This is a genomic window from Sphaerisporangium viridialbum, assembly GCF_049674955.1.
GTDB classification, from domain to species: domain Bacteria; phylum Actinomycetota; class Actinomycetes; order Streptosporangiales; family Streptosporangiaceae; genus Sphaerisporangium; species Sphaerisporangium viridialbum.
The window spans coordinates 6,243,848-6,270,612 of sequence record NZ_CP187232.1; the positions used below are offsets into that span (position 1 = coordinate 6,243,848).

Here is a 26,765-nt window from a genome sequence, read left to right on the forward strand (position 1 = left end):
CGGGACCGGACCCGGACGACGACTCCATGAACAGAAAATTTCCAAATTAGCCATTGATAGATGTTTTGAAATGTGCGTTACTTGGGCACATTCGCTCGAGTCCTTGGAGACGTAATGTCGATCAAGTTCCATCCGATTCGACTCGGAGCCGCCGCAATCGCGGTCGCCGGAAGCCTCGCGCTCGCCGCGTGCTCGGCCCCCCTGCCGGGCGGTCCGCAAAGCACGAAGAACGACGGGCCGGTCAAGCTCGGCCTGCTCGCTCCCCTTACCGGAGCGGCGGCCGCCGACGGCAAGCTCATGCGACAGGGTGCCGAGCTGGCCATCAAAGAGCTCAACGCCGAGGGCGGAGGAGTCGCCGGGCGCGAGATCACCCTTGAGGCGGTCGATGTCAAGGACCTCAAGTCCGACGCCGTCGCGTCCGCCGTCTCGCGGCTCACCGCGGACAGCGAGGTCGGCGCCGTCATCACCGGCTACGCCAGCACCACCAACTTCGAGATAGACCTGCTCGCCGAGGCCGGGATGCCGTACCTCATCGGCGGCGGGAGCACGCAGACCGCAGAGATCATCACCAAGAACCCGGGCAAATATCCGGGAGTCTGGTCCACGGCCCCCAGCTTCGAGGCGTACAAGACCGACCTGCCGAACCGGTTGGAGACGTGGAGCCAGGATGGCACGTTCCAACCCCGTAACAAGACCGTCTACCTCATCTCCAGCGACAACCCCTACTCCAACGACATCTCCGACGGCCTGGTGAAGAACTTCAAGGCCAAGGGGTGGAAGGTCGTCGGGCCCGATGTCGTCCCGTACGGAGAGGTCAACGACTGGACCCCGCAGATCGGCAAGATCCACGGCGCCGACCCGTCGGTCATCGTCAACCTCGACTACCTGACCGCCAACGCCGTCAAGTTCCTGACCCAGTTTCGCGACAACCCGACCGGCTCGCTGCTGTTCTCTCAGTACGCGCCGAGCGTGCCCGAGTTCAAGGAGCTGGCCGGCAAGGGCGCCGACGGCGTGCTGTACAACCTCCCTGTCGGCGCCATCGTCTCCGACAGGTACGCACCGGGCCGCGACTTCGTGAAGAAGTTCAACGACGCTTACGGCACCGACCCCGGCCTGTACGGAGTCATGAGCTTCGAGCAGGTCAAGCTGTGGGCGAAGGCCGTCGAATCCACGGGCGACCCGTTCGACAAGGTGGCGGTCGGCAAGGCCGTCGGCGGCATCGAGATGCGCGACACGGCGATGGGAACCATCCGGTTCGACCAGGCCACCCACCTCGCGATCGCCGACGACACCCACGGCCTCCCGTTACAGTTCTTCCAGATCCAGAACCGCCACGACGTCCTTCTCGGCCCCGCCGAGTACGCCCACGGCGCGTTCGAGCTGCCCGACTGGTTCAAGTGAGCATCCCCCGATGACCGCGACGACCAACCAGCGCGTGCTTCTGAGTGTCCGACAGGCCTGCCGGACATTCGGAAGCTATCGAGCCGTACACGATGTCACCTTCGACCTCACCGAGGGCGAAGTACTCGGTATCGCCGGTCCGAACGGCGCCGGTAAGAGCACGCTGTTCAATCTGATCACCGGTGTGCCGTTCAACGCCTCCAGCGGCCGGATCGCGTACGCCGGACGTCACATCGAACGACTCCCCGCGCACAAGATCGCCCGCCTTGGCCTGCGCCGTACCTTCCAGGCCGACCAGGTCTTCCCGGAACTGACGGCCTTGGAGAACGTCCGCCTCGCGGCGCACTATCTCAACGGTCGCCGGAACTCTCGCTCGGTGGCGCTCCACGCGCTCGAACGGGTCGGGCTCCTGCACAGCGCGCACCTGCGAGGCGGCGACCTGTCCGTCCTGGCCAGGAAGAAGCTGATGATCGCCGGGGCCCTGGTCGGAGACTCGAAGGTCCTCATGCTGGACGAGCCCGCCGGGGGCCTCGACACAGATGATCAGGACGATCTCGCGACCCTGGTTGAGACCTTGAACGCCGACGGGACGACGTTCGTCATCATCGAACACGTCCTGCGCTTGCTGCGGCGCGTGGCGAATCGAATGATCGTCATGGTCGCCGGCGAGGTCCTCGTGGTTGGCAGCCCGGACGACGTCCTGTCCGACCCCCGTGTCATCGACGCCTATCTGGGGGAGCCGAACCAATGAGCGCGGACATCGCACGACTCTCGGTGACGAATGTAACGGCCGGTTACGGCAAGGTACAGGTCGTCAACGGCATCTCCCTGTCGGTCGGGCGTGGGGAGGCCCTCGCGCTCCTGGGGCCGAACGGGCACGGAAAGACGACACTCCTGCACGCGATCACCGGGCTGGGGCCGCTGACCGGGGGCACCGTGGAACTCGACGGCGAACGGATCGACAGGCTCGGCACACCGGCGATCGTCGAGCGGGGCCTCATGCACGTGCCCCAGGGGTGCACCCTGTTCCCGCGGCTCACCGTTGACGAGAGCCTGAAGCTCGCCGGTCGGCTTCGACGGGCCAGGCCGGTGAGGAGCACCAACCTCGACCTGGTCCTCGGTCTGTTCCCCAGGCTCACCGAACGCCGTGGCCAACCCGTCGGGGCGATGTCCGGTGGAGAGCGGCAGATGCTCGCGATCGCGATGGGCATCATGGCCAACCCGAGCATCCTCATCCTCGACGAGCCAACGCTCGGCCTCGCGCCCAAGGTGCGGCACGAGATCCTGCGGACCCTGCTCGACGTCCGCGCGACCGGCCTTTCGCTTCTCGTCGCGGACGGTGACGTCGACTTCCTCTTCAGTCTCGCGGACACCTGGCACGTCGTCGAGCTGGGGCGGACCGTCGGACGCGGCACCACGGAAGAGAAGCCGACCCAGGAGCAGATGATGGCCATGTTCGTCGGCGGAGCACGCGCCCCCACCGCCCTCGCGGTGAGCCTGGACGAGGAGGACGGCCATGCTTGACGGACTGGTTCCGGTTCTCGTGTCGACCCTCCTGCTCGGGTCGATGTACTCGCTCCTCACCGCCGGGATGTCCCTGATCTGGTCGACGCTACAGGTGTTCAACTACGCCCATGGCGCGATGCTGATCATCGGCGGGTATCTCATCTGGACGCTGTCGTCGAAAGCCGGGCTGCCCCTCCTGCTCGCCGTTCTCCTCGCGACCGTCGCCATGGCGGGTCTCGGCGCGCTCGTCGAACTGGTCGTGGTGCGACCGCTCGTGTCGCGTCCCGACGGGACTCTGATGGTGATGGTCGCCACGCTGGCCCTCGCCGGCCTCGCCGAAGGCGCCGCCCAACTCGTCTGGGGCCCGGAGAACAAGCAGGTGCAGCCGGTGACCACCGCGACTTTCGACATCGCCGGTGTCGCCGTCCGCTGGACCACCGTCCTCGCATTCCTCCTCGCCATCGGCCTCGTCGGCGGCCTCATGCTCGCGGTGAACCGGACCGAATGGGGCGCGAGCATCCGCGCCGTCGCCCAGAACCGCGACATGGCGATGCTGCTCGGCATCAAGCCCGGCCGGGTTTACCTGTCCGTCTTCGCGGCCTCGGCGGCACTCGCCACGGTGGGAGCCCTCGTGTTCGCGACCACCACCACGCTGACCCCGGCCAAGGGCAGCGGTCCCCTGCTCATCGCCTTCGTCGTCCTGGTCTTCGGAGGGACGGCCACGCTCATGGGCACCCTCGTGGGCGCCTACGCGATCGGGTTCATCGAGGCGTCGACGAGCTACTGGATCGGTCTTCAGTGGAGCCCGGTGGCCGTCTTCGTGCTGCTGGTCGTCGTGATGCTCGTCCGCCCCGAGGGACTCGTCAGGAGAGGCTCATGACGAAGTACGTTCCTTCCCGCCTCATCCGCTGGGCCGGATATCTCGCCATAGCCTTCGTGATCCCGTACGTCTTCGTCGCGCCGTCGAGCCGGCTGCTCGTCTCCACCGCGCTCATCTACGCGCTGCTCGCGGCGAGCTGGAACCTGACCCTGGGATTCGGCGGAATCTTCAACTTCGCCCACGCCGGAATGTTCGGGATCGGCGGCTACGCGATGGCGATCGCGACGCTCAAATGGCAGTGGGCTTCGATCCCCGCCCTCGCCTTCGCCGTCTTGGTCGGGGCGGTCGTCGGCGGGCTGACCTACCTGCCCGTCATTCGGATGCGGGGCATCTACATCGCCCTCATCACCTTCGTGTTCGTCCAGATCAGCTACCACCTGGTCCTGGCGCTCCCCGACCTCACCGGCGGCTCCAACGGGCTGCCCGGGGTTCCGGCCATGACGATCGCCGGACAGAGCCTCGCGCAGTTCGGCGGCCTCGGGTACCTCTGGATGCTCGGAGCCGCTGTCGCCGTCATGCTCATCGTCCTCGAACTCATCATGGCGAGTCCGTTCGGCCACAGCCTCGTGGCACTGCGGGACAACGAACAGCTCGCGCAGAGCCGAGGGGTCAACCGGCTCCGCCAGCAGTTCATCGCCTTCGTGATCTCCGGTGCCATGGCCGGCTTCACTGGCGCGATGTACGTCGCGTACTTCAGGGTCGCCGACGTCAGCCTCTTCGGCTTCGGGCTCGTGACCCTGGGGTTGAGCATGATCTTCCTGGGCGGCACAAAACAGATCTGGGGCCCGGTCATCGGAGCCGTCGTCATCACCCTTGTCGACCACCGGCTCACCGGTCTGGACGCCTGGAGTCCCGTCGTCTTCGCCGCCGGAACGATCGCCGTACTGATCTTCGCGCCGGGCGGAATCAGCGCTGCGCTCGCCCGGGGCGTCGCCGTCCTACGCGGACGTCTCACGAACTCCGGCCGTCCGGACACAACACCATCGACCAGTAGCCCGAGCCAGAGCCCACAGAGGAGTGTCGAACATGCCTGAAAACCGCCGTGACGTGAAGAAGGCCGTCCTGGACGCCGTCGACGAACTCGCGCCACGCCTCGTGCGGTCGGTCTCCGACGCCATCAAGATCCCATCGGTCAACCCGAAGTACCCCGGACAGGACTACGACAAGATCGTCGGCGCTGAGTCGGACGTCAGCGCCCTCATCGCCGACCTCTACCGCGAAGCGGGCGCCGAGACCGAGATAGTCGCCGAGGAGGCCAGGCGCGACAACGCCTGCGGTCGCGTTCGCGGGGCAGGCGGTGGAAGGTCGCTCGTCCTCAACGGACATGTCGACGTCGTCCCCGCGCTCCAGCCGAACCTGTGGGATGCGCCGGCGTTCTCGGGACAGATCACCGACACGGCCGTCCTCGGTCGCGGAGCGACCGACATGAAGGGCGGAACCGTCGCGGCCGCGTACGCGGCGCTCGCGCTCGCCAGGGCGGGCGTCACCCTCGAGGGCGACCTCGTGCTCCATGCCGTGGTCGGCGAAGAGGTGGGCGATCACAACGCGGGAACCAGCGCCGTTCTCAACGCCGGATACACGGGAGACGCCGTCCTGCTCTGCGAGCCGACCAACCCGACCGACGGACTGCCCAGCCTAGTCTCCAGCACCCCCGGCCTTCTATGGTTCTCCATCACCATCACCGGCAAGACCGCGCATCCGGGATGGCGCGGCTCGTCCATCCACCCGACCCTCGACGGTGAACGTCTGGGCGTCAACACCGTCGACAAGTACTGGCTGATCTACCACGCGCTGCGTGAGCTTGAGAACACCTGGGCCCTGCGCGACCGGCACCCGCTTTTCGCCCCGGGGCATTTCAGCCTCCTCCCCGGCGTCCTCAAGGCCAACCCCAAAGGGATCGACGTTCCCTTCCTGCTCGCCGACATCCTTACGGTGGACTACTGCGTACTCCATCACCCCGACCGCAGCAACGACGAGGTCAGGGCCGAGATCGAGGAGACCGTCAGGCTCGCCTGCGCCGCCGACACGTGGCTGCGCGAACACCGACCCAAGTTCGAGTGGAAGCTCGACTGGCCGCCGTACACCACCCCGGCCAACCACGGGCTTGAGGCGTCGGTAAGCAACGCTCACATCGACGCGCTCGGAGGGGTCGAGTACGCGGCCCCGCCGAAGCGTGAAGGATTCTTCGGGGTGTGCGACATCACGTGGACCGCGGCCCAGGGAATCGACGGCATCATCTACGGCCCCGGCGCCGCGAAGACGGCACACGCCGAGAACGAGTACGTGCCCATCCACCAACTGATCACCGCGACGAAGACCTACGCGCTGACCGCGCTGGACTTCTGCGGGATCGCCGACGACCAACACGCCTAGGGCGCGTCAATCGCGCGTCTCCCAGAACACTCAGCAAACCATGCTTGGATCACACCTCCCCAGGGTGAAAGGACACTCCGGTGACAGACATCAGCACGCGGGCTCGCGAGATCCTCGAACGCCTCGGCGTGGGGAACCCCTTCGACGAGAACGGCGAACTGGTCGCCCGTTCGCCGATCGACGGCGTCGTGATCGGCCGACTGCGCGCCCACACTCCGCAGGAGGCCGGGGCCGTGATCGGGCGAGCGCAGGAGGCGTTCGAGCTGTGGCGCGCGGTTCCGGCCCCGGTGCGCGGGCGCCTGGTGCGTGAGCTCGGTGAACTGCTGCGCGAGCACAAGCACGACCTCGGGGCGCTCGTCACGATCGAGGCAGGGAAGATCGTGTCCGAGGGGCTGGGCGAGGTGCAGGAGATGATCGACATCTGCGACCTCGCGGTCGGCCTGTCCCGTCAGTTGCACGGGCTGACGATCGCGACCGAGCGCCCCGGGCACCGGATGATGGAGCAGTGGCACCCGCTCGGGGTGGTCGGCGTCATCTCGGCGTTCAACTTCCCCGTCGCCGTGTGGTCGTGGAACAGCGCGCTGGCCTTCGTGTGCGGGGACGCGGTGGTGTGGAAGCCGTCGGAGAAGACGCTGCTCACCGCACTGGCGTGTCAGGCGCTGGTCGAAGAGGCGGCCCGGCGGGCCGGCGCGCCGGACGGCCTCTCACAGGTGCTGCTCGGTGATCGTGAGATCGGTGAGGCGCTCGTCGACGACCCCAGGATCCCGCTCGTTTCGGCCACCGGTTCGACCCGGATGGGCAAGGAGGTCGCCCCGCGCGTGGCCGCCCGCCTGGGGCGTACTCTGCTGGAGCTCGGCGGTAACAACGCGGCGATCGTCGCTCCCTCGGCCGACCTCGACCTCACCGTGCGCGGCATCGTGTTCTCAGCCGTCGGCACCGCCGGGCAGCGCTGCACATCGCTGCGGCGGATCATCGTGCACGAGTCGATCCGCGCCGACCTCGTGTCGCGGCTCAAGGCGGCGTACGAGACGTTGCCGATCGGCTCCCCGCTGGAGACGTCCACGCTCGTCGGGCCGCTGATCGACGAAGCCGCCGAGACCGCCTTCCTGCGGGCGATCAAGCGGGCGCAGGCCGACGGCGGGACACTGGTCACCGGAGGCACCCGTGCCGACAGTGTCATCGGCGGACGGTACGTGCGCCCGGCGATCGTCGACATGCCCGAGCAGACCGAGATCGTGCAGGACGAGACGTTCGCGCCGATCCTTTACGTGCTCGGCTACAGCGACCTCGACGAGGCCATCGGCCTGCACAACGCGGTGACTCAGGGGCTGTCGTCGTCGATCTTCACCCTCGACGTGCGGGAGGCCGAGACGTTCATGTCGGCGGCCGGTTCGGACTGCGGCATCGCGAACGTCAACATCGGCCCGTCCGGTGCCGAGATCGGCGGGGCGTTCGGCGGTGAGAAGGACACCGGCGGTGGGCGCGAATCGGGCTCGGACGCGTGGCGCTCCTACATGCGACGCGCCACCAACACGATCAACTACTCCACCGAACTGCCACTCGCCCAGGGCGTCGAGTTCAGCTGAGGCCGAGAGGAACGATGAACATGGTGAGCCCAACCGAGCTGCGGACCCGCTTCGCGTCGAGCCTGTCGACGCTCTACGGCCGGGAGGTCCCAGCGTACACCACGCTGGTCGAGGTGTCGCAGGAGGTGAACACCGACGTGATCGCCGCCTCAGGCGCGGAGGCCGAGCACCTCGGCTCGATCGAACGGGTGACCGCCGAACGACACGGCGCCATCCGGGTGGGCAGTTCGTCGGAGATCTGGCAGGTGGCCCGGATCTTCGGTGCCTGCGGCATGTACCCGGTCGGCTTCTACGACCTCCGCGAGGCGGATCCGCCGATCCCCGTGGTGTCGACGGCGTTCCGGCCGATCGATCGCGCGGAGTTGGCGCAGAACCCGTTCCGGGTCTTCACATCCGTGCTCGTAGTCGACGATCGCCGGTTCTTCGACCACCGGACTGAGGCCGAGCTGCGGGAGTTCCTGGACGCGAGGGTCCTGTTCCCCGACGAACTGCTCTCGATCGCGGACCGCATGGAGAGCGAGGGGAACCTGTCCGCCGCCGACGCCGACCGGTTCCTGTCGTTGGCGACGGCGGCCTTCGAGCTGTCGCCGGATCCGGTCGACCGGGCCCGGTACCGGCGGCTCGAAGAGATCTCAAGCGTCGCCGCCGACATCGGCGGTGTCCTGTCGACCCACATCAACCACCTGACGCCCCGCGTACTAGACATCGACGCGCTCTACGCGCGGATGGAGGAGCGCGGTATCGAGATGATCGACCGGATCCAGGGTCCGCCGCTTACGGCCCCGGGCCGGCCGGACGTCCTGTTGCGGCAGACGTCGTTCCGTGCCCTGTCGGAGCCTCGCCGGTTCCGCGAGGCGGACGGCAGCTTCACCGAGGGCGCCCTGCGCGTGCGGTTCGGCGAGGTCGAACAGCGTGGCGTCGCGCTCACCCCGGCGGGCCGTGAACTCTACGACGCGCACGGGATCCGAGCTCTCCCCGACACCGATGCGGCCCTGCACGAAGCCGATCTCGCCTATTACGTACGCGATGAGGAGGGCAGGCTCTCCCCGATCGTCTACGAAGACTTCCTTCCCAAATCGGCTGCGGGAATCTTCGCCTCCAACCTCACCGGCGATGGCCGATCCGACGCGTCCCAACGCGCGTCCGCACGGGACGCCTCCTGGCTACGGGACGCCCTCGGCCGGGAGCTGCACGACCCCTACTCCCTGTACGAGGCGGAACGAGCGGCGGGGGAGTGTGAGCCGATCTGATCGGCGTACGGTGACCGGAAACGTTCACCAGGCCGGATGGCCATCCGGAGCCCAGATGGGGGCGTCCACCGAGCCGGACGCCCCCATCGACAGCGACACGAGCACTGCGCCTGCCGAAAATTCCATCCGTGCAGCTCAAGCGGCATGCAAGTGCTCGTGGAGAACCGCGCCGAGCCGGTCTCGCCGGCGTATGTTCAGGTAGGCGACTCGCTCTGGATCGGTGATTGGATTCGGGACGAGACGTAGCGGGGCGGCTTGGGCGAGGGCTTGGTGAGCTCGGTGCCGGTTGTAGAACCGTTGGTACTGCGCAGCGCGTACCACAGGGAACTTCCCATCCCGCTCGCGGATCAGACAGCCGACCCGGCAGCCAGCGTCCTCCAGATCCATCACCAGGTTCTTGACGGCTTGGACGACAACGGGTGGGTCAAGCGGGACTCCGGCACCAGCCGGTTCCTGGACCGCAAGGCCGATGACCAGCCGTTCAAGGGTGTTCGCCGGGAGAACTAGCAGTTCGACTCTCCCTAGCCAGGCCGGGAACGCTGGAATTGTTCCCGGCCCGGCTCATGCCGAGTGTAATCACTGAGCCTTCAAGGCCAGGTTCGACGGAACCCGCGAGGCCTTCGCACAGAAAGCGCATACTGCTGCCACCTCCGCGAAGTCCCGGACCTACACAGGGTCGCGCGAGAGGTGGACAGCTACAGCAGCGCCGATTTCGAGCTGCTCGCCCCCCTGGTTCACTCCGATGTCTAAAGAGAACTTGGCGCAGAGGGCGAGCCGGCTAAGAAAGGAGTCCGGGCCCTCGGCGATGGCTTGCACCCTTCTTTGTGACCCGACCCAACCCGCTGGTCGTCAGTTCAGCGATCTTCGTGTGGTTGAGAAGCGCTTGCGGCCTTAAGCCTGGCGTTCTCCTCTTCGAGCGTGCGCAGCCGCTCCTCGATGGTCGGCGAGGTGGCTGTGATCTGCGTCTGAGCGACGGGAGTGATCGGCTGTCCGTCAGGAGCCTCGTCCTCGTCGCGGAGTTTAGTGGTCTCTTTCTTGAGGATACGCAGCGACTGCCCGACGGCCTTCGCCGTGTCGGGGAGTTTCTTGGCGCCAAACAGCAGCACGAATACCACGGCCACGATCATCCAGTGCATTGGGCTGAGTGAACCCATGACGGTCGCTCTCCCCCGTTCGTCGTTTCGGTGCTGCCAAGGATATTCGTTCGATCCGCGTGCGTACACTCGTCACTCTCCGGGGAGCCGGTGCCTGAGACGATCGAGGTTCGCCGTACCTGTCCTGGCAGTTGCGGCACTTGCCAGGACAGGAGGGCGACTGTGGCGCTGACAGGCAGACACCCGGGGTCGGGGATCTGCCGGGCGGGGCAAGGCCTGGGGCGTCTTTTGCTGGCCGGTTTCGCCCTGCTCACCCATCTCGAGGTGCTGCAGGTGCTGGAGAGCGGGCGATCGACATGCCCGACAGCGTGAACCAGGAGCATCTGGGCTGGCAGGGTAGCAGCGTGGCATCCGGCGGTGCTCTGGCCGTCGTCGTGGCCACCGGTTCCGACACGCCTCGCCCGCACCTGGGAGGGAGCCGGGGCTCAGCAGGCCGGCAGCCCGCGCTGGGGATGGCCGTCCTGCCGATCGCCTACTACCTGCTGCTTGTGACCGTGGCCGTCATGTATAGCAGTGCGATCCGGGTGCTCAGCCGTAGGAGAGATTGGAACAAGGATTGTCGTCAGCCGAGCGAGCGTCGCCGCTTAGCCTCGACGGCAATGCGGTGGGAGTCGGAGGGCTCGCGTAGGGTTCCGGTAGCTGTCAAACCGTTTGAGACGTTTCAGGCGACTTGTTCTATATCGGAGCTGGTTTCCTCCTCGACGGGTTCGTTGATCCAGACGGTTTTGGGCAGGCTGGGCGGAGTGGGCTCGCGGCGGAACCGGCCGGGGTTGGCGGCGTAGGCGGCCTGGAGCGTGCGTGCCCGCTCGGTCCGGATCTGGCCGGCGGTGCCCAGATGGACCGAGGCCGGGGTGTGCAGGCCGATACCCGAGTGCCGGTGCTCGTGGTTGTAGTAGGTGAAGAACTCCTGGCAGAAGGCGCGGGCGTGAGCGATCGAGCCGAACTGCTCGGGGAAGGCCGGGCAGTACTTCAGCGTCCGGAACTGTGCTTCGGAGTAGGGGTTGTCGTTGGACACCCGGGGCCGGCTGTGGCTTTGCGCGATGTTCAGGTCGGCCAGCAGCGCCGCGACCGGCTTGGAGGTCATCGAGGTGCCCCGGTCGGCGTGCACATGCGCGGGCGCCTGGCCGCCGTTGGCGCCCATGGCCGCGGCGATGAACTGCTCGGCCAGCTCGGCACTCTCGCGGGCGTGGACCTCCCAGTGCACGACGTAGCGCGAGTAGATGTCGAGCATGACGTACAGGTCGTAGTAGACGCCCTTGACCGGCCCCTTCAGTTTGGTGATGTCCCAGGTGAAAACCTGGGAGGGGCCGCGGGCGACCAGCTCGGGCCGCACCCTGGCCGCGTGCGTGGCCTGGCGCCGGCGCTCACGCACCTCACCGCAACCGCGCAGCAGCCGGTACATGGTGGAGATCGAACACAGGTAGACGCCCTCGTCCAGCAGCGTGGCCCACACCTGCGCGGGCGCCTTGTCGACGAACCGGGCCGAGTGTAAGACGGCCAGCACCCGCGCCCGCTCATCCCGGCTCAACGCCGCCGGGTGCGGCGCCGGTGCCGGGCGCGGGCCGAGCATCACCGGCGCGGGATGGCGGTGGCGGTGCACGGTGGCCCGCGACTTGCCTGACAGGGCGCACGCCGCGGTCACACCGAGCACGGGCTCCAAGGCGGTGAACGCCTCGTCGATCACTTCCTGGGCGGCGCGTCGTTGTCCGCGCTCTCGGAGAGCAGTTCCAAGAGCGCGTGCGCTTTTCCCATGATCTCCAGCGCCGCCTTGGTCTTGGCCAGCTCCCGCTCGGCCTTCTCCGCCCGCGCCCGCAGCCGCTCGTTCTCCTTCTCGGCCTCGCTCTTACGCGTCTTCGGCCCGGATGGCTTGGCCGCCAAAGCGTTCAACGCTCCCGCATCGCGGGCCTTGCGCCACTCGATGATGTGGGAGTGATACAGCCCCTCGCGGCGCAGCAACGCGCCCTTGGCGCCCGGCTCGGTCGCCGCGTCGTAGGCCTCGACCATCGCCAGCTTGTACTCCGGCGTGAACGAGCGCCGCTTCGGCCGATCCGATCGAGGTCCGTCACCCTTGCCCACCCCACCATCATCGGTGAGATCACCGCGGAGGTCGGCCACTGTCAAAGTCACTGTCTAAAAGATCCTGTTCTCGCCCTGATTGAGTCACAGAAGACTACTTCGTCCCCAAGTCTCACGAGAGTCTGACAGAGAGGGTTCTCCCGTTTTAGGATCACGTGCGTTCCCCAACACGACATTGGCCGTCTTACGCCCCACCCCCGGCAAAGCCACCAGCTCTACCAGCGTCCTGGGCACCTCACCACCGGACCTGTCCCGCAGCGCCACCGACAAACCGATGATCGACTTCGTCTTCGCCCGGAAGAACCCCGTCGACTTGATGATCTCCTCGACATCCTCCGGGTCGACCGCAGCCAGATCCTCAGGAGTCGGATACTTCGCGAACAGAGCCGGAGCCCAAGCAGGCTACTCCCACGACCCGTAGTACAACCAGGCGAGGCCATCCTCGACGACACCGAGGAGTAGATGGGCGGCCGGGCACCGTTCCCACGTAAGGGCTCTGGGTCGGCCCGGGACGAAATCCTGGGTGTTCGGCCGCCCGTCTACTCCTCCATGCCACCGCGCGGGAAGGCGATCCGCTCCTGGTAGTGCTCGCCGGTCAGCAGGCACCGATGCAAGCAGCTCAGCAGACGGCCGGTGAGATTGCGAAGCGCGGCAGCGTACCGGTCGCCGGCCTCGCGCCGCCGGTCGTAACGCGCCCGGCACCCGGGCCAGCGGATCAAGCTCGCGAACGCCCACACATGGCCGGTTGCCTTGGGGTGAGGTTGCTACCTAGGCGATTTTGCGGCGGTAGGTGTTCATGGCGAAGGCGTACGCGACGATGAGGATGCCGACGCACCAGGCCAGGGCGATCCAGATGTCGGTGCCGATCGGCTGCTGGGTGAACAGGCCGCGGATGGCGTTGACGATGGAGGTCACCGGCTGGTTCTCGGCGAAGGCGCGCACCGGGCCGGGCATGGTGTCGGTGGGCACGAATGCCGAGCTGAGGAACGGCAGGAAGATGAGCGGGTAGGAGAACACGCTCGCGCCTTCCACGGACTTGGCGGACAGACCGGGGATGACGGCGAGCCACGTCAACGCCAGGGTGAACAGGATCAGGATGCCGGCGACCGCGAGCCAACCCAGCACTCCCGCCCCGGAGCGAAAGCCCATGAGCAGGGCGACGAGCACGACGACTACGAGCGAGATCACATTGGCGACCAGCGAGGTCAGCACGTGCGCCCACAGCACGGACGAGCGTGCGATCGGCATGGACTGGAATCGCTCGAAGATGCCGCCCTTCATATCCATGAACAACCGGAACGCGGTGTAGGCGATGCCCGAGGCAACCGTAATGAGCAAAATGCCGGGCAGCAGGTAGTTCACATACGAAACCGACCCCGTGTTGATCGCGCCGCCGAACACGTAGACGAACATCAGCATCATGGCGATCGGCATGATCGCGGTGGTGACGATGGTGTCCGGGCTGCGCGTGATGTGGCGCAGGGATCGTCCCAGCAGGACGGCGGTGTCGCCGAAGAAATGCTTGGTCATCGTTGTTCCTTACGCGTTCGTACCGACGTTGCGGTCATGGCCGTTCTTGTCGTTGTCACTGACGAGGGCGAGGAAGACGTCCTCGAGAGTCGGCTGCTTTTCGACGTATTCGACCTTGGCCGGCGGGAGCAGTTGCTTGAGCTCGGCCAGGGTGCCGTTGACGATGATCCGGCCCTGGTGCAGGATCGCGATCCGGTCGGCTAGGTGTTCGGCCTCGTCCAGATACTGCGTGGTGAGCAGCACCGTCGTACCGTGGTGGGCGAGTTCCTTGATGGCCTGCCACACCTCGATGCGCGCCTGGGGGTCCAGCCCGGTGGTCGGTTCGTCGAGGAAGATGACCGGCGGATTGCCGATGAGGCTCATCGCGATGTCGAGACGGCGGCGCATGCCACCCGAGTACGTCGACACCTTCCGCGCGCCCGCATTCGTCAGCGAGAAACGCTTCAGCAGGTCATCGGCGATCTTGCCCGGATCCTTGAGGTGCCGCAGCCGGGCAACCAGCACAAGGTTCTCTCGCCCGCTGAGGATCTCGTCGACGGCGGCGAACTGTCCGGTGAGGCTGATGGACTCCCGCACGTCCGCCGGTTGCGTTGCGAGGCCGAAGCCGTTGACACTGGCCGTGCCCGCGTCGGCCTTGAGCAGCGTGGACAGGATTTTCACGACCGTGGTCTTGCCCGCGCCGTTGGAGCCGAGCAGGGCGAAGATGCTGCCCCGCGCCACGTCGAAGTCCACGCCGCGCAGCACCCGCAGCTCCTTGTACGACTTCTGCAGGCCCTGCACGTGGATCACAGGCCCTCGGACCTTATTGGCTGTCATTCAGATATCCGTTCTTAGTTTCGTCACGGCTTGTCGCCCGTGACGCGATTGATGGTGTTGGTCAGCCGTTCTTGCTCCCGGCGGGATCCACTGACCCTGCGGATGGTTTGCTAGGAATGCCTCGGCGAACTCCACCCAGTCCTGCCTGGCGACTTCGCGGATGGGAGTTCCGTCCGCCGCGCTCTGCTCGACCAGGTCGGCGAGATCTTCCGGCATCGCTGGCAGGCTGTCCGCCTTGTCCGGCGGCCTGAAGGACTGCGGGTACCGCTGCAGCGCATTGATCGCCGTGTGAGAGGTGGCGGGAAGCCGCTGCGTGCGCGCCTTGCATGGCCGATAGCGCCGCTGTCCTCAATCGGCCCGGTGAGTGTCTCCAGGACTACTGGTAGCGCCGCTTCGGCTCGCTCGCTCGGCTGGTTACGTAGGTGAGTAGCGACAGTGTTTGTCGATGAGTTTGGACAGCGCTGAGGTCTTCGCCTGTCAGTGACGGGTGCCGCCAGCCGCCGAATCCACTACACGTCTCGACCTCGAATCCCGGGTCCTGTTCGCGCCATGATCGGGGCGTCGGCGGCATCGAGATCGAAGCTTGTGATGTTGGGGCGCTGGCTGGCGTTCCTACGACCTGCTCAGCCCGTCGACCTCAAGCTCGGTTGCTCAGCGAGGGTTCCCCCCGCGGTCGAGGGCGGCGACCTCTCGGACCGCGTCGGCGATGGCCGGGGCGTCCTTGCGCAGGATGGCACCGTGGTTGCTGGGGACCTTTGCGCTGATCTTGATGTTCGGGTTGCGCTCGACCACCTGAGTGAGGCTGGCGCGAATGCGTTCCTGCTCATCACCCTTGCTTCCGAAGGATGCCCCCGACGCGACCACATACCGCGCGGGGACGGTGATGTTGTCCAGCACGGGGCCCAGCTCGCGCTCGCGGGCGATCCGGCCGATCTCGATGTTGCTGTTGGCGATCTGTTCGGCGGTCATCCGCGGGGTCAGGCCCGTCGGGCGCAGCAACGGCAGGAGCCAGCTCATCCGCCGAAACAGCTTCCGGATCCGCTGCTCGATGGCCTCGTCGAGCCAGTCGTACGGCTGCGCGCCGTCAACCAGGACCGCGCCCACGGTACGGGCGGGATTGCGGCTGGCCCAGTGCGCCGCGACGAACGCCCCGTAGGACCAGCCCACCACCAGCGCCCGGTCCACACCCCTGGCCGCCAGAACGGCATCGACATCCCGCACGTTCGTCTCGAACGAATAGTCCGCCGAACGCTTCGATTTGCCGCGGGCCCGCATGTCGTAGGTGATGTGCCGCCACCCCGTCCCCAGGTCAGCGATGACGCGCCGCCAGTACCCCTGAGTGGCGGTGTGGCCATTGAGGTAGACCACTGGGATACCGGCACCGCCGGTGTCGGTGACGGCCAGGGCCGTATCGTCAACCGGCATCATGCCGGTCCACTTCGCATTGGTCATGGTTCCTCGTCTCTGTCTTCGTTTCTGTCTTCGTTGTCTTGTGGATTCGTCGGAGTCGCCGGAGTCGTCGGAGTCGCCGGGCAGAGACCGGGAGCACCATGTCACCGGTGTTGGTGTGCGCGCGCCTTGACGATCTGCTCGGCCTTCTCTGGGGCCGTCGGCGGTGCCCAGCTCGTTGCGCACGTTGCCGGCCATGGCGTTCACGTCGAACCAGCCGGCGGTGCTCTCGCGGATGCCGACCTCGCGGTTTCCGGCGTAGGTGTGGAGGAACACCTCTCCGACTCGGATGGCGCCCGAGGCGGACTTCGCGGTGAGCGCGCCGTACGCACGCTCGACGACGATGTCGCCGCTGGGCGAGTTCACCCGGCAGGTCGCCGATGACCTCGCCGATTCGGGGTATCCGCCGGAGTTCATTGATGGGGCCGCGCCGATGAGCGGGCCGGTGAGAGGCTAGAGTTCAGATTCAAGATGACCGAGGCCGCGCTGGAGGCACGACCGAGACGGTCGAGGACGTCATCTATCCCGCGCGGTGCCCGGCGGCTACAAGACTCTGGTGACGCTGCTGCACGAGTAAAGGCCAAGGGATCTTCATGCCGGCAGCACAAGCAGCGCGTGTTCAAGGCCTCCTACACCAACCACTACCGCACGGGCTTGATTCAGATATCGAGGCCCTGGAGTTCGGGTCGACCAACACCATGCATGCGCTGGCGCTGATCAAGCGGTATAAGGCCGGGTCGACGGGTGTTACTTCTCGGCCGTGCCGGGTTTCCCTCTGATGGACTCCTGATAGATGTCCGCGTGGGTGCGCGAGTCCTTGACCAGGTCGTCGCAGAAGGCAGCGACGTCGTTGCCGATGAGTTCCAGGACTCCCTTGCCGGCCGCGATGCCCTCCTCGAAGAAATCGACGATGCCTGAGAGCAGGGACCCGTCAGGCAAGTCGATCGGTCCAACCTTGAAGAAGTACCTCTGAATCTCCTTGTAGACGATCTGGTAGTCCGGCGGGAGCGCCTTGACCCGCGCCATGTGCGCCCGCCACTGCTTCTTGCCCTCGATGATGTCTTGGATGCCCACGTCAGCCTCCTAGCTGGCCCAATTTCCTTGCGACGTTCCTGTTCAACTGCTCGCGCCACCGGTCGCGAAAGCTCCGAGCCTTTTCTCCGCCGGCCAGCGCCGTGCAGAAGCCCTCGATGTCGTCACCCAGCACCTCGTGAATGCTCCGCCCATCGGCCGCTGTCTCTTCGAGCAGCCCCAGAGCACCGTCGAGAATCGGCATCAGGTTTCGACCTGTGAAGTCCGAGTAGGGAGAAAGATGACCCTTGATCTCTTCCCACGCCGCCCGGTAGCCGGCCGGCAATGCCTCGGCCCGAACTTCGAACGCCTTCCATTCCCTGGTGAGATCGCTGCCTGTCATGGTCTCCCAGAAGTTCATCTCCCGCCCTCCTTGAGCTTGTCGATCCGTGATGTGACGTACTCCCATTTCGCCCAGAACGTCGCGAGTTCTTCGCGCCCCGCGTCGTTGAGCGCATAGAACTTGCGCGGCGGGCCCAGCCCGGACGGTCGTTTCGTCACCTGGACGAGCCCGTTCTTCTCCAGTCGCAGCAGGATGGTGTAAACCGTCCCCTCGACGACGTCGGCGAAGCCGAGTTCGTTCAGCCGACGCGTGATGGCGTACCCGTAGGTCTCCTCGCTGCCGATGATTTCAAGCACGCAGCCCTCAAGCGTGCCCTTCAGCATCTCCGTCAGGTCGTCCATCGTGGGTCCTCTTCCGCCACTCCTGGTACTCAGTGGTACCGACTACCACTACACGGTACCACGGAGTAGTGGACCATGCCCAGCAAGCGGCGAGCACAGACCACGGAAGGTGTGGCGCGGCCGTTCGCCGTCGGGACTGCACCGTGTCATGCGAGTTGGCCGGTCCTGGGTCGGCACGAGAGGGCGGTCGAGTGGCTGCGGGTGTGGACGGATCTGGGACGGGCCCCGAGGACGATCGACGCGTACGCGCGGGGACTGGCCGAGTACCTGCTGATCTGTGAGCGGGACGGCATCGACCCGGTCGCCGCGAACCGGCTGCATGTGGCCGCGTTCGTGAAGGACCTGAACCACGCGTCCGAGTCGTCGGGGAACCAACGTTGTCGCGCTGGACTCCGGGGCTGGCCTGGTGAATGCGACGCTGCAGCAGCGGCTGGTGCCGGTGCGGCTGTTCTACGACTACCTCATCGAGGAGGGACTTCGGGAGTCCAACCCGGTCGGCCGCGGCCGCTACACGCCCGGTCGGAAGTACGGCGGTCACCAGCGAGGGTTGGTTCCCCCATCTGACGAAGCTGCCGTGGATCCCAAGCGAACAGCAGTGGCTTGACCTGCTGGCCGTCGTGCGTGATGAGCCTGTACGCAACCGGGTCATGCTCGCCCTTGCCTACGATGCGGCTCTGCGGCGCGAGGAACTGTGCTCGCTGCGGACCGATGACTTCGACCCCGCCCACCGGACTCTGCGGGTGCGGGCGGAGACGACGAAGACCCGGCGTGAGCGCGTCGTTCCGTACTCGGCGTCGACGGGGGTGCTGCTGTCTGGCTATCTCACGCATCGGGCCACGATCAGCCGGGTCCGCGGGCCGCTGTTCTTGTCGGAGTCGCGACGCAACTACGGCCGGCCGTTGACGCTGTGGACCTGGTCCAAGGTGATCCGGCGCGTCGCGCTTGCCGCTGACCTGCCGCGGTTCTCGACCCACACCACACGGCATCTGTGCTTGACCGACCTGGCCCGGATGGGCTGGGAACTGCACGCCATCGCCTCTTTCGCCGGGCACCGCAGCACCGAGTCGACGCTGACCTACATCCACCTCTCGGGCCGCGACCTGGCGGAGAAGCTGAATCGCGGCATGCAGCAGATCCATTCCTGGCGAGTGGACATGCTGACCCGCGCCGCCCATGCCTCTGAGGCGGTCGCCGAGTGACCGCACAACCGAGTACGACAGCTGCACGGGCGACCAGCAGTCCGGCATGGGCATGGCCTGTCGACCTCGCACGCTATGACCGTCGCGGTCTGCTCACCGAGACTGAGGCGCAAGCACTGCGAACACTCAGCGTCGATCAGCTCCGGCGCGACGGCCTCAGCCCCGACGCGGTGCTGCTGCGGCCGGTCGCCCGGCTGGTGCGGCCGTTGGCGAACGCCCTCGCCGCCCTGCACTGGCCGCCGAACCACCACCAGCGGTTCGCGCGGGACGCGGCCGGACTGGTCCTGATCCGCTGCGGTGAACTGCGGCGGGCCTTCTGGGGCTGGTCGATGCAGGACTGGGTGGACCTGATCAACGCCAGCGGCGTCGATTTCCGACGCCTGTGGGGCGGCCAGATCGGCCCCAACGCCCGGCCGTTCGTGCTCGTCTATGCCTATCTGCTCGGCGAGTTCACAGCCTTCGACCGGCTCGGCCGCTTCCAGCGGCTGCCTCTGGCCCACCGGGTGTTCGGAGCCGCTCTCGTCGACGATGCCGTCCACCGGATCTGCACCGTCCTGGCCGACTGGGGCTATCGCCGTGATGCCCAGCGGTTGACCTCGGTGATCTGCCAGATGCTGCTGTTGAACCGCAGCCCGCTGCTGAAGGACCTGTCCACCCAAGCCCTGGCCGCGCTGCGTGGCAGCCCGGCGATGAGCGGGCAGTGGGGCAAGCCCCATGGGCGGCGTCGGTCGAGCATTGGTACGCGACCTCGACGCTGACTCCGAAGATCCGCAGCGGCTACCGCAGCGTGCTCGCCAAGATCGGCCGCTGGCTGGCCGCCGAACACCCCAGCATCACCGAGCCCAGCCAGTGGACCCGCCAGACGTGCGCGTCCTGGGTCGCGGCCGTGGACCGGATGGGGCCGTCGGCGATTTCTCGCAGTGGACGGACGGCATGCGCTCCCAGGGCCGCCTGGGCAAACCGCTCACGCCGCAGACGAAGTCCGGTTACCTCAAGGTGCCTCGCGCGTTCTTCCGCGACCTGCATGAGTGGGAGCTGATCCCACGCCAGTTCGACCCCGCCCACGCCCTGCGGACCCCGCGCAGTATCGGCGCGTTGCTGGGACCGGATCCGCGGGTGATCGCCGATGACATCTGGGCCAAGCTGCTGTGGGCCGGCCTCAACGTCGAGCCCGGTGACCTGCCAACCTCCGACGGCCGCACCTACCCGGTCGAGCTGATCCGGGCCATCACATTGACCTGGCTGTTCGCCGGTCAACGCAGCGACGAGATCGCCCGCCTGCGGGTGGGCTGCATCCGCTGGCAGCACGGCGGCCTGCCCATCCCCGGCGACTCCGGCGAGGTCCTCGCCCGCGACGCCGTCTGCCTGCTGGACGTGCCCACCCACAAGACCGGCACCGCGTTCACCAAGCGCGTCGACCCGCTACGACATCGTGGCCGAGTTGGTCGCGCAGAAGGTGAAGGCGACCGCCGGGAAGATCTCGGCGAAGCGGTTGCTGCCAGCGGCCAGGGCGGCGGAGTATGCGGGGTCGGCGCGCAACTTCCGGTCGCCACGGCGAGGATGGTCTGGCGGTGGGAGCATCACCGGGGGCGTCGTCCGGCGGTGTGGACGCCGGGCGAGATGCTGGTCATCGACTGGGAGACCGTGCACAACACGAGCATCGGCAGCGGCCCGCGCCGCCGGAGCGTGACACCGATCGCCTGCCGCCACTTCTGTCGAACGACGGATACAGCGTGGGCGAGCGTACATCCTGCGATAGACGGGCAAATGTGGTCGGCGGCAGATGCGGGTACCGCTCCGGCGGGTATCACGGTGATCACATGACTCAACGTGATCAACCGGCCTATGGCGTTCGCGCGATCATGCGTTTACGATCATCATTGACCATCCAAGCCAGTCGACTGTCATGCGGCCCTGACCTTCCTACCCCCACTTCGGGTGCATTTCCGGGCAGGGACCGCCCCCACAGTTCTCGTTCCGCACTGCTGGAAGGACAAAGCCTCATGCCCACCAAAATCAAGCGAATGTCAGCCGTCCTCATCGCGGTCGTGGCAGGTGCGACGACCCTGTCCGTCGCTTCCCCGGCCTCCCCGGCCTTCGCGTCTCAGCGTCTGATCTACGCCATCTACCAGACGTCCGATGCGTGCAAGGCGGCCGGGAACGCGCTGATCCGGGCCAAGTACGCGCGTGACTTCCAATGCCTATGGGACAGCCCGGGATTCGCCCTCTGGGTGACGACGGTCAAGTAAACCCAGCTACGACCCCACAGGGAGGATCAAGACACCATGCGAAACAAGACCGGACGAGCCGTGGCCGTCCTCATCGCCGCGACGGCAGCCACCATGAGCATGGCCATTCCAGCCGACGCCGCCTCGTGGAAGCTGATAGAAGTCTTCCGGACCTCGGCATCGTGCCATGCGGCAGGTGATGCCTACGTCGCCACCCACTACGCGCAAAAGTACAGGTGCGACTGGGACAGCCCTGGATTCGGTCTTTGGCTTTACCGGTAACGTCCTTCGGCTTGCCCGCTAAGCAGTGACCCGCGCATGTGCCGCGATCGGGTGCGGTTGTGATCTGTCCCGGCATGGCGGGTTGCGGCTGTTCGGATAGCGTGCAGCACGGAGATCTGGAGCGGTCACCGGCTCATCGTCGATGCGGAATGGCGTCGAGGCGAGGCGGTGGCCGTGACTTCCATACCGGCACGCGCACTGGTCGATGGTGCGGCCAATCTTTCGGCCGTGAGATGCGCGCCGGCTCACGGATCCGAAGCGTTCACCGGTGAGCTTCACCACGGTGACTCACAACGCGGTCGTTTGCAGCACCCGCTGAAGCTCGGCCACGCCGGGCGCACCCTCCAACCGGCCGCCCGCGCCCCGATACAGCCGGCACGACAGACTCGGATCCGCCCCCGGCACCGCGAACGGATCCACCCCATTCAGCGGGACGGTGGGCGATCCCGACATCCCCCACCGCGCCGCCGCGCCCGCGTCAGCGACCTCGACCAGCTCCACCTCCGCGCTGCGGCCGCACAGCGCAACCGCGATCCGCCGGCGAACCATCGAGGCGTTCGGACAGCCGGGAACCACCAGCACCGTGGTCCGCATGATCTCGCCCTTCCCGTCAGCGCTGCGCCCATCGAGGCAAGACCCTCGAGCTCTGCGACGATCAGCTGGTGCGGTCGTTCCGGCGGCCGGGGGCGTGGTGCGGCGCGAGGTCGGCGCCGAGGCCGGCCTGGCGGGGCCCGGATGATGGCCTCGGCTCGGTCGGCGACCTGGAGTTTGGCGAAGATGGCGGAGATGTGGTTGCTGACGGTCTTGCCGCTGATGACCAGGCGGCGGGCGATGGCGGCGTTGGGGAGCCCGGCGGCGATCAGGTCGAGGATCTCCCGTTCGCGGGCGGTGAGTTCGGGGAAGGGCTCGACCGCCAGGGCAGGGTGCCCGCCGCCGGCGAAGAAGCCGATGATGCGGCGGGCCACGCTGGGGCCGAAGACGGCCTGACCGGCGGCCACGGACCGGAGCGCCCGGATGATCTCGTCCTGCTGGGCGCCCTTGACCAGGTAGCCGGAGGCGCCGGCGCGCATCGCGGTGAAGACCGACTCGTCGTCTTCGAACATGGTGAGCACCAGCACGCGGGTGTCCGGCACGCTGCGCAGGATCGCGCGGGTTGCTTCGACCCCGTTGGTGCCGGGCATGTGCAGGTCCATGACCACGACGTCCGGGCGGGTGAGCTGGGCCTGCCGGCGGGCGGCGTCGCCGTCGCCCGCCTCTCCGACGATCTCGATGTCGGGCAGGGAGGCGACCAGGGCGCGCAACCCCTCTCGCATGAGGGGGTGGTCGTCGACGATGACGATTCTGATGGGTGCCTCGGTGCCCGGGGTTTCGGTGGTCACGGGTGCTCCAGGGGTAGCTGGGCGTGGACGCGGCCGCCGTGGTTGGTCGGTCCGGCGGTGAGCGTACCGCCGAGTTCGGCGGCGCGTTCGTGCATGGAGCGCAGGCCGACGCCGTGGGGCCAGGCATTGGCACCGTTGACCCCGTTGTCCTGAACCTCCACGTGCAGGATCTGGTCGGCGCGGAGCGAGACCCGGCAGGTGGTGGCCCGGCCGTGGCGCAGGGCGTTGGTGACCGCCTCGGTGATGATCCGGTACGCGGCGACCTCTGCCGCGGCGGGCAGCGGCGGCAGTTCCTGCGGGATGTCGATGGTCACCACGCAGCCGGCGTGCTCGCGGCGCCAGGACTGCTGCGCGCGCTGCTGCAGCGCGCCGGCCAGGCCGAGCTCGTCCAGGTCGGGCGGGCGCAGGTCGTAGACCAGCCGCCGGATGTCGGCGATCGCGGCGGTGAGGTCGGCGCGCAGGCCGAGCAGGAGCTGGCCGCTGCGTTCGGGGTCGGTGCGGTGCAGGTTGTGTGCTGCGTCGGCCTTGAGGGTCACCGCGGTGAGCGCGGTACCCAGGCCGTCGTGCAGGTCTCGGCGCAGCCGCCGGCGTTCTTCCTCACGGGCGGCCACGATGTGCTTGCGAGACTCGTTGAGCTGCTCGGACAGGCGCACCGCTTGTAACGCCAGGCCGACCGGAGTGGCCAGCAGGTCCAGAAACTCTTACACCACACCCGTGGACGCAACCTGGCAAGGCGTGAGCATCAGCGAGGGGCCCGACAGACATACTAAGAAGAAACTAAGTTACCGGACTGTAGCGGGTCAGCATCAGGTAGTGGTGTAGGACACCTACCGCCGCTAGATGAACCGGCAGCTCACCGTCCAGGAGTCGCGGCACAAGCTGGCGAGGGATGTGTGCCACGGCAAGCGCGGCACCATCCACCAGGCGTACCGCGACGGGACGGAGGACCAGCTCGGCGCGCTCGGCCTGGTCCTCAACGCCGTCGTGCTGTGGACCACCCGGTACATCGACGCCGCCGTCGCCCAGCTCCGCGCCGAGGACCACGAGATGCGCGACGAGGACATCGCCCGGCTCTCTCCGCTCAAGCACCGCAACCTCAACGTGCTCGGCCGCTACAGCTTCACCGCCTCAACCCCTGCCGCCGGCGCCCTGCGCCCGCTGCGTGACCCGGACGCGCCTGAGCTGGACGAGGACGAGGCCGGCGACGGTGCTCCGGACTGACACCAGCGTCGGCCGTCGCGGGCGGGCTTTCGCGATCACTACTGCAGGCCACCCTCAAGGTCACTGCGAAGTAGAGCTCGTTCGTGCCCTACTCGTACAACTTGAAGACCATTTCATCCCGTTTTACCCCAATTTGTCAGAAAAAAGGTGGGTTCGGGTTGTTCGATTCCTGTCGAACCCTACTGACACGTAGTTGATAAGCCTGTATGCTCCCCGGCGACGATCTTGTTGCGCCCTAAGCGCTTCGCGAAGATTGTCCCCGTGGGTGCTCGGCATCCGTTTCACGGGATCTTGATACAGCTGCCGCTCAAAAGGGGGACCAACCTATGAAGACCACCACCCTCAAGCGCCTGTCCGCGGGGATGGCCACCGTTGTCGCGACCACCGCCGTGGCCGTCACCCTGCTGTCGGGCGTGGCCTCCGCCCAGACGATCAGCCGGATTTACTCGTACACCACGAAGGGCGCGTCGCAGTGCCACTCCGACGCCAACGCGGCCGGCCCCGGCTACTACTGCACCACGACCACGATTGCCGGCAAGAAGTATTACGCCCTGGCCTACTAGGTCCGTTTCGTAAGTCGATCCCTGCGGCGTGCGCGGTGATCTGACCGATGAACAGCGGCAGGTAATGGAGCCGATGCTCCCGGATACGGCCGGACGTGCTCGTCCGGCCGTATGGCCGTATGGCCGAAAACCGGCTCATCATTCACTGCGGCAGCCATGCTCGGAACCGCGCTGATTTGGATGCTGAGCAGGTGCAGCGTCAGCAGGGCCTGCGCGAGATAGCCCTCGGCGGAATCGAGCGCGAGCCGGGCGTGTTCCGGGCGGCCTTCGTCGAAGTGCTCGAGCCCGGGAGACGTGGCCGGCGACGTCGTGGGCCCGGCGGGTCTCCTGCTCGGCGCGCTCGGCGCGCCAGGCCTCCTGCTCGGTGCGAATCCGCTCGGCGGCTGCGGTGAGCTGACGACTGGGCAGCACTAGGCCGTCGCGCAGCTGCTCGCCCTCATCCAGCCAGGCCGCGAGGCGGTGGCGAACCCAGCCGGCCAGATAGCGCGGCGTCCCGGCGTAGGGCCAGGGCGTGCCGTCCGACCGGTGGTTGATCATGTGCAGCGCATCGGCCAAGGTCCCTCCCTCGGTGAATACGGGCCTGAGCAGGCTACGGAGGTGAACTGTCGAGGTCGACGTCGGCGAGGAACATGGGGATGTCGAAGCCGGTCCGTTGCAGCCGGTTGACCAGGACCGCGCGGTGAATCTGCCGGTCAGCGCTGGTATGGAGCCATTCCTGCTGGTATCCGCGCACGGCGCGGGGTGGTTCTTCCTTCGGATCGACCACCGTGGTGGTCTCCGTCTCGATGAGGCCCACCCGTGCCCCCAGGAGTTCGGGAACGTCCTGCCCTGTGGGTCCTTCCGGGCGTTCGTCCGGATCGGCAACGTGCGCTTACCCCAGGGCCGCCAGCGCGCGAAGCAGCTGGTCCACCGTGATCGGGGTGATGTTCTCCAGGCCCATGACGTCTCCCCTGCCGGGTTGAGGATCCCACCGGCACCCGCCCGAAGAGGCGGGAACCGGTGCGAAGTCCACTGTTAGGACCAGGCGGAGGCCGCCGCCGCGGTGGGTGAGCCGGGTGGGCTCTCCGACGCGCAGCGCGGTGTCCACCTGGGCCTCAGCCTCGCGTTGGCGGCCTCTGCCGACCGGTGGCGCAACGTGATCAATGGCCGCTTCTGCCCGTACCTTGGCCGCACCCGTGGTGGCGAGCCAGTGCTATTCATGATCATATATCAGCGAGTAACGGTCAATTGAAAGGACATACGTGCGCACACGCAAGCTGGCGACCCTCCTGGCCGGCGCGGCCTTGGCCTCCACCGCGCTGGTGGCGGGCGCCGCCCCGGCCAGCGCGGCCGGACCCTGCGGCAGCAGCTACTCCCGGGTCGGCGTCTACGCCATCCCCCGGACCGGGACCCGCACGGGCACGCTGGAGGTCTACTACAGCTCCAGCACCGGAAAGAACTGCGCCCTGACCTACGGCTACGGCCCCTACGACGGCACCACGAGCTGGAAGAGAGTCACGATATCGAGAGCTGACGGCAGCGGGGAACACACCAATGCCGGGCATTACCAGTACTACGCCGGCCCGGTGTACGTCTCCGCGCCTGGCCAGTGTATTGACGTGGCCGGAACGGTACCGGACTGGAAGACCACCGAGCTTAACAACGTGCACTGCGGCTGAACCTCTTCTGACCAGGCTGGGTAACGCCCCCAGATGGAATGCGGGAGGCATACCCCCGACCAGGGGCGCAAAGTGGCTACAGTGACCGAGGGTTCTCGGATGGCTGACCTACAAGCACTTACAGCAAGGGCGCCACTTCGCCCCGCTCCCGAGGTCGGGTGGCCCGGAGGTCAGGTACAGCCGAGGTACGCGCAGAAACGGCCATCGATCACGTTGCTTCGCAATCTCTCAAGTGGCATCTGGCCCATCCGAGGGCGTTAACAGCGCAATCCCGGAAGCCCGTTCTGAATGCCACTTCCGAGATCGGTAGATCTCGGAAGTGGCTATCGCGCTTGGCCGGACAGCCAGGTCGGCGTTCGCGCAGCTCACGACATGCTGGATTTAGTCTTGGCCGGAATTTCCCTTATCTCGGCTGGACCCGGAGGTCGCTGCCGGGGTGGAGCGGGACGATGCTCACCG

30 protein-coding genes and 3 pseudogenes are annotated in these 26,765 nt (G+C 66.9%); 17 read left to right on the forward strand and 16 right to left on the reverse strand.

Features of this window, described 5'->3' with window-relative positions; all coding sequences use genetic code 11:
* The first annotated feature begins 114 nt into the window (after window positions 1-114).
* The 8 genes from ACOZ38_RS27990 to ACOZ38_RS28025 all read left to right on the forward strand — a co-directional run bounded on the left by ACOZ38_RS27990 (window position 115) and on the right by ACOZ38_RS28025 (window position 8,996).
* Window positions 115-1,401: an ABC transporter substrate-binding protein gene (locus ACOZ38_RS27990; protein WP_424534147.1), complete on the forward strand. Its 1,287-nt coding sequence runs from the start codon at window positions 115-117 to the stop codon at window positions 1,399-1,401.
* A gap of 10 nt (window positions 1,402-1,411) precedes the next feature.
* Window positions 1,412-2,152 carry an ABC transporter ATP-binding protein gene (locus ACOZ38_RS27995; protein WP_424534148.1) on the forward strand — a complete coding sequence of 247 codons (741 nt, stop codon included), beginning with the start codon at window positions 1,412-1,414 and terminating at the stop codon, window positions 2,150-2,152.
* Entirely contained in the window at window positions 2,149-2,925 is a 777-nt protein-coding gene (locus ACOZ38_RS28000; RefSeq protein WP_424534149.1) for an ABC transporter ATP-binding protein, read from the forward strand. The genes ACOZ38_RS27995 and ACOZ38_RS28000 overlap by 4 nt, the downstream gene beginning before the upstream one ends.
* Entirely contained in the window at window positions 2,918-3,787 is an 870-nt protein-coding gene (locus ACOZ38_RS28005) for a branched-chain amino acid ABC transporter permease (RefSeq protein WP_424534150.1), read from the forward strand. Before ACOZ38_RS28000 ends, ACOZ38_RS28005 begins: the two co-directional genes overlap by 8 nt.
* On the forward strand, window positions 3,784-4,821 hold the full coding sequence (locus ACOZ38_RS28010) for a branched-chain amino acid ABC transporter permease (protein ID WP_424534151.1): 1,038 nt from the start codon (window positions 3,784-3,786) through the stop codon (window positions 4,819-4,821). The genes ACOZ38_RS28005 and ACOZ38_RS28010 overlap by 4 nt, the downstream gene beginning before the upstream one ends.
* Entirely contained in the window at window positions 4,814-6,160 is a 1,347-nt protein-coding gene (locus ACOZ38_RS28015) for an ArgE/DapE family deacylase (protein ID WP_424534152.1), read from the forward strand. Before ACOZ38_RS28010 ends, ACOZ38_RS28015 begins: the two co-directional genes overlap by 8 nt.
* 80 nt (window positions 6,161-6,240) lie before the next feature.
* Window positions 6,241-7,746 carry an aldehyde dehydrogenase family protein gene (locus tag ACOZ38_RS28020; protein WP_424534153.1) on the forward strand — a complete coding sequence of 502 codons (1,506 nt, stop codon included), beginning with the start codon at window positions 6,241-6,243 and terminating at the stop codon, window positions 7,744-7,746.
* A gap of 20 nt (window positions 7,747-7,766) precedes the next feature.
* Window positions 7,767-8,996 carry a 2-oxoadipate dioxygenase/decarboxylase family protein gene (locus ACOZ38_RS28025; RefSeq protein WP_424534154.1) on the forward strand — a complete coding sequence of 410 codons (1,230 nt, stop codon included), beginning with the start codon at window positions 7,767-7,769 and terminating at the stop codon, window positions 8,994-8,996.
* 854 nt (window positions 8,997-9,850) lie between these two features.
* On the opposite strand, the gene tatA is transcribed toward ACOZ38_RS28025, so the two are convergent.
* The 11 genes and pseudogenes from tatA to ACOZ38_RS28080 form a co-directional block, all read right to left on the reverse strand.
* A complete protein-coding gene (gene tatA, locus ACOZ38_RS28030) occupies window positions 9,851-10,150 on the reverse strand; it encodes a Sec-independent protein translocase subunit TatA (RefSeq protein WP_424534155.1) in 300 nt (99 codons plus the stop codon).
* Window positions 10,151-10,811: 661 nt separating this feature from the next.
* A protein-coding gene (locus ACOZ38_RS28035) for an IS3 family transposase (RefSeq protein WP_424530970.1) occupies window positions 10,812-12,277 on the reverse strand; the annotation gives its coding sequence in 2 pieces (ribosomal slippage) (window positions 10,812-11,890 and window positions 11,890-12,277; 1,467 coding nt in all).
* Window positions 12,278-12,376: 99 nt separating this feature from the next.
* Window positions 12,377-12,616 (reverse strand): annotated as a pseudogene (locus ACOZ38_RS28040) (endonuclease III domain-containing protein); the annotation flags it as partial.
* A gap of 149 nt (window positions 12,617-12,765) precedes the next feature.
* Window positions 12,766-12,945 (reverse strand): hypothetical protein, encoded by a 180-nt coding sequence (locus tag ACOZ38_RS28045; protein ID WP_424534156.1) that lies wholly within the window; start codon window positions 12,943-12,945, stop codon window positions 12,766-12,768.
* Window positions 12,946-12,994: 49 nt separating this feature from the next.
* Window positions 12,995-13,756, reverse strand: coding sequence for an ABC transporter permease (locus tag ACOZ38_RS28050; RefSeq protein WP_424534157.1), 762 nt, complete (start codon window positions 13,754-13,756; stop codon window positions 12,995-12,997).
* A gap of 9 nt (window positions 13,757-13,765) precedes the next feature.
* Window positions 13,766-14,572: an ABC transporter ATP-binding protein gene (locus ACOZ38_RS28055; protein ID WP_424534158.1), complete on the reverse strand. Its 807-nt coding sequence runs from the start codon at window positions 14,570-14,572 to the stop codon at window positions 13,766-13,768.
* Window positions 14,573-14,857 (reverse strand): annotated as a pseudogene (locus ACOZ38_RS28060) (hypothetical protein); the annotation flags it as partial. It lies immediately after the preceding gene.
* A 366-nt stretch (window positions 14,858-15,223) separates the two neighbouring features.
* A complete protein-coding gene (locus ACOZ38_RS28065) occupies window positions 15,224-16,387 on the reverse strand; it encodes an alpha/beta fold hydrolase (protein WP_424534159.1) in 1,164 nt (387 codons plus the stop codon).
* Window positions 16,388-16,768: 381 nt separating this feature from the next.
* The gene (locus tag ACOZ38_RS28070) at window positions 16,769-17,095 is read right to left on the reverse strand and encodes a DUF1048 domain-containing protein (protein WP_424534160.1); all 327 of its coding nucleotides are present in this window, start codon (window positions 17,093-17,095) and stop codon (window positions 16,769-16,771) included.
* Between the two features lies 1 nt (window position 17,096).
* A complete protein-coding gene (locus ACOZ38_RS28075) occupies window positions 17,097-17,453 on the reverse strand; it encodes a DUF1048 domain-containing protein (protein WP_424534161.1) in 357 nt (118 codons plus the stop codon).
* Window positions 17,450-17,776, reverse strand: coding sequence for a PadR family transcriptional regulator (locus ACOZ38_RS28080; protein WP_184758742.1), 327 nt, complete (start codon window positions 17,774-17,776; stop codon window positions 17,450-17,452). The genes ACOZ38_RS28075 and ACOZ38_RS28080 overlap by 4 nt, the downstream gene beginning before the upstream one ends.
* 406 nt (window positions 17,777-18,182) lie before the next feature.
* Here ACOZ38_RS28080 and ACOZ38_RS28085 point away from each other — a divergent pair, with 406 nt between their 5' ends.
* From ACOZ38_RS28085 to ACOZ38_RS28110, 6 genes are all read left to right on the forward strand, one after another.
* On the forward strand, window positions 18,183-18,380 hold the full coding sequence (locus tag ACOZ38_RS28085; protein WP_424534162.1) for a hypothetical protein: 198 nt from the start codon (window positions 18,183-18,185) through the stop codon (window positions 18,378-18,380).
* A 43-nt stretch (window positions 18,381-18,423) separates the two neighbouring features.
* Complete coding sequence (locus tag ACOZ38_RS28090; protein ID WP_424534163.1) at window positions 18,424-18,975, forward strand: tyrosine-type recombinase/integrase; 552 nt, start codon at window positions 18,424-18,426, stop codon at window positions 18,973-18,975.
* Entirely contained in the window at window positions 18,972-19,733 is a 762-nt protein-coding gene (locus tag ACOZ38_RS28095; RefSeq protein ID WP_424534164.1) for a hypothetical protein, read from the forward strand. Before ACOZ38_RS28090 ends, ACOZ38_RS28095 begins: the two co-directional genes overlap by 4 nt.
* Before the next feature lie 175 nt (window positions 19,734-19,908).
* On the forward strand, window positions 19,909-20,799 hold the full coding sequence (locus ACOZ38_RS28100; protein ID WP_424534165.1) for a hypothetical protein: 891 nt from the start codon (window positions 19,909-19,911) through the stop codon (window positions 20,797-20,799).
* 200 nt (window positions 20,800-20,999) lie between these two features.
* Window positions 21,000-21,224 (forward strand): hypothetical protein, encoded by a 225-nt coding sequence (locus ACOZ38_RS28105; RefSeq protein WP_424534166.1) that lies wholly within the window; start codon window positions 21,000-21,002, stop codon window positions 21,222-21,224.
* A gap of 36 nt (window positions 21,225-21,260) precedes the next feature.
* A complete protein-coding gene (locus ACOZ38_RS28110; RefSeq protein WP_424534167.1) occupies window positions 21,261-21,485 on the forward strand; it encodes a hypothetical protein in 225 nt (74 codons plus the stop codon).
* Window positions 21,486-21,910: 425 nt separating this feature from the next.
* Here the strand turns inward: ACOZ38_RS28110 and ACOZ38_RS28115 are convergent, their stop codons facing one another.
* Both ACOZ38_RS28115 and ACOZ38_RS28120 read right to left on the reverse strand, forming a co-directional pair.
* Window positions 21,911-22,864 (reverse strand): response regulator, encoded by a 954-nt coding sequence (locus ACOZ38_RS28115; RefSeq protein ID WP_424534168.1) that lies wholly within the window; start codon window positions 22,862-22,864, stop codon window positions 21,911-21,913.
* Window positions 22,861-23,517, reverse strand: a complete 657-nt coding sequence (locus tag ACOZ38_RS28120; protein WP_424534169.1) for a sensor histidine kinase — start codon at window positions 23,515-23,517, stop codon at window positions 22,861-22,863. Before ACOZ38_RS28120 ends, ACOZ38_RS28115 begins: the two co-directional genes overlap by 4 nt.
* A gap of 169 nt (window positions 23,518-23,686) precedes the next feature.
* Between ACOZ38_RS28120 and ACOZ38_RS28125 the strand changes: the two are divergent.
* Window positions 23,687-24,085: pseudogene (locus ACOZ38_RS28125) on the forward strand (Tn3 family transposase); the annotation flags it as partial.
* Between the two features lie 326 nt (window positions 24,086-24,411).
* Window positions 24,412-24,648: a hypothetical protein gene (locus tag ACOZ38_RS28130; RefSeq protein WP_424534170.1), complete on the forward strand. Its 237-nt coding sequence runs from the start codon at window positions 24,412-24,414 to the stop codon at window positions 24,646-24,648.
* Window positions 24,649-24,786: 138 nt separating this feature from the next.
* Here ACOZ38_RS28130 and ACOZ38_RS28135 read toward each other — a convergent pair whose 3' ends face one another.
* From ACOZ38_RS28135 to ACOZ38_RS28145, 3 genes are all read right to left on the reverse strand, one after another.
* On the reverse strand, window positions 24,787-25,203 hold the full coding sequence (locus ACOZ38_RS28135; RefSeq protein WP_424534171.1) for a hypothetical protein: 417 nt from the start codon (window positions 25,201-25,203) through the stop codon (window positions 24,787-24,789).
* Window positions 25,204-25,237: 34 nt separating this feature from the next.
* Window positions 25,238-25,444, reverse strand: coding sequence for a hypothetical protein (locus ACOZ38_RS28140; RefSeq protein ID WP_424534172.1), 207 nt, complete (start codon window positions 25,442-25,444; stop codon window positions 25,238-25,240).
* 75 nt (window positions 25,445-25,519) lie between these two features.
* Entirely contained in the window at window positions 25,520-25,735 is a 216-nt protein-coding gene (locus ACOZ38_RS28145; protein ID WP_424534173.1) for a hypothetical protein, read from the reverse strand.
* 154 nt (window positions 25,736-25,889) lie between these two features.
* Between ACOZ38_RS28145 and ACOZ38_RS28150 the strand changes: the two genes are divergently transcribed.
* Window positions 25,890-26,306, forward strand: coding sequence for a spore-associated protein A (locus ACOZ38_RS28150; protein ID WP_424534174.1), 417 nt, complete (start codon window positions 25,890-25,892; stop codon window positions 26,304-26,306).
* The last annotated feature ends 459 nt before the right edge of the window (window positions 26,307-26,765 follow it).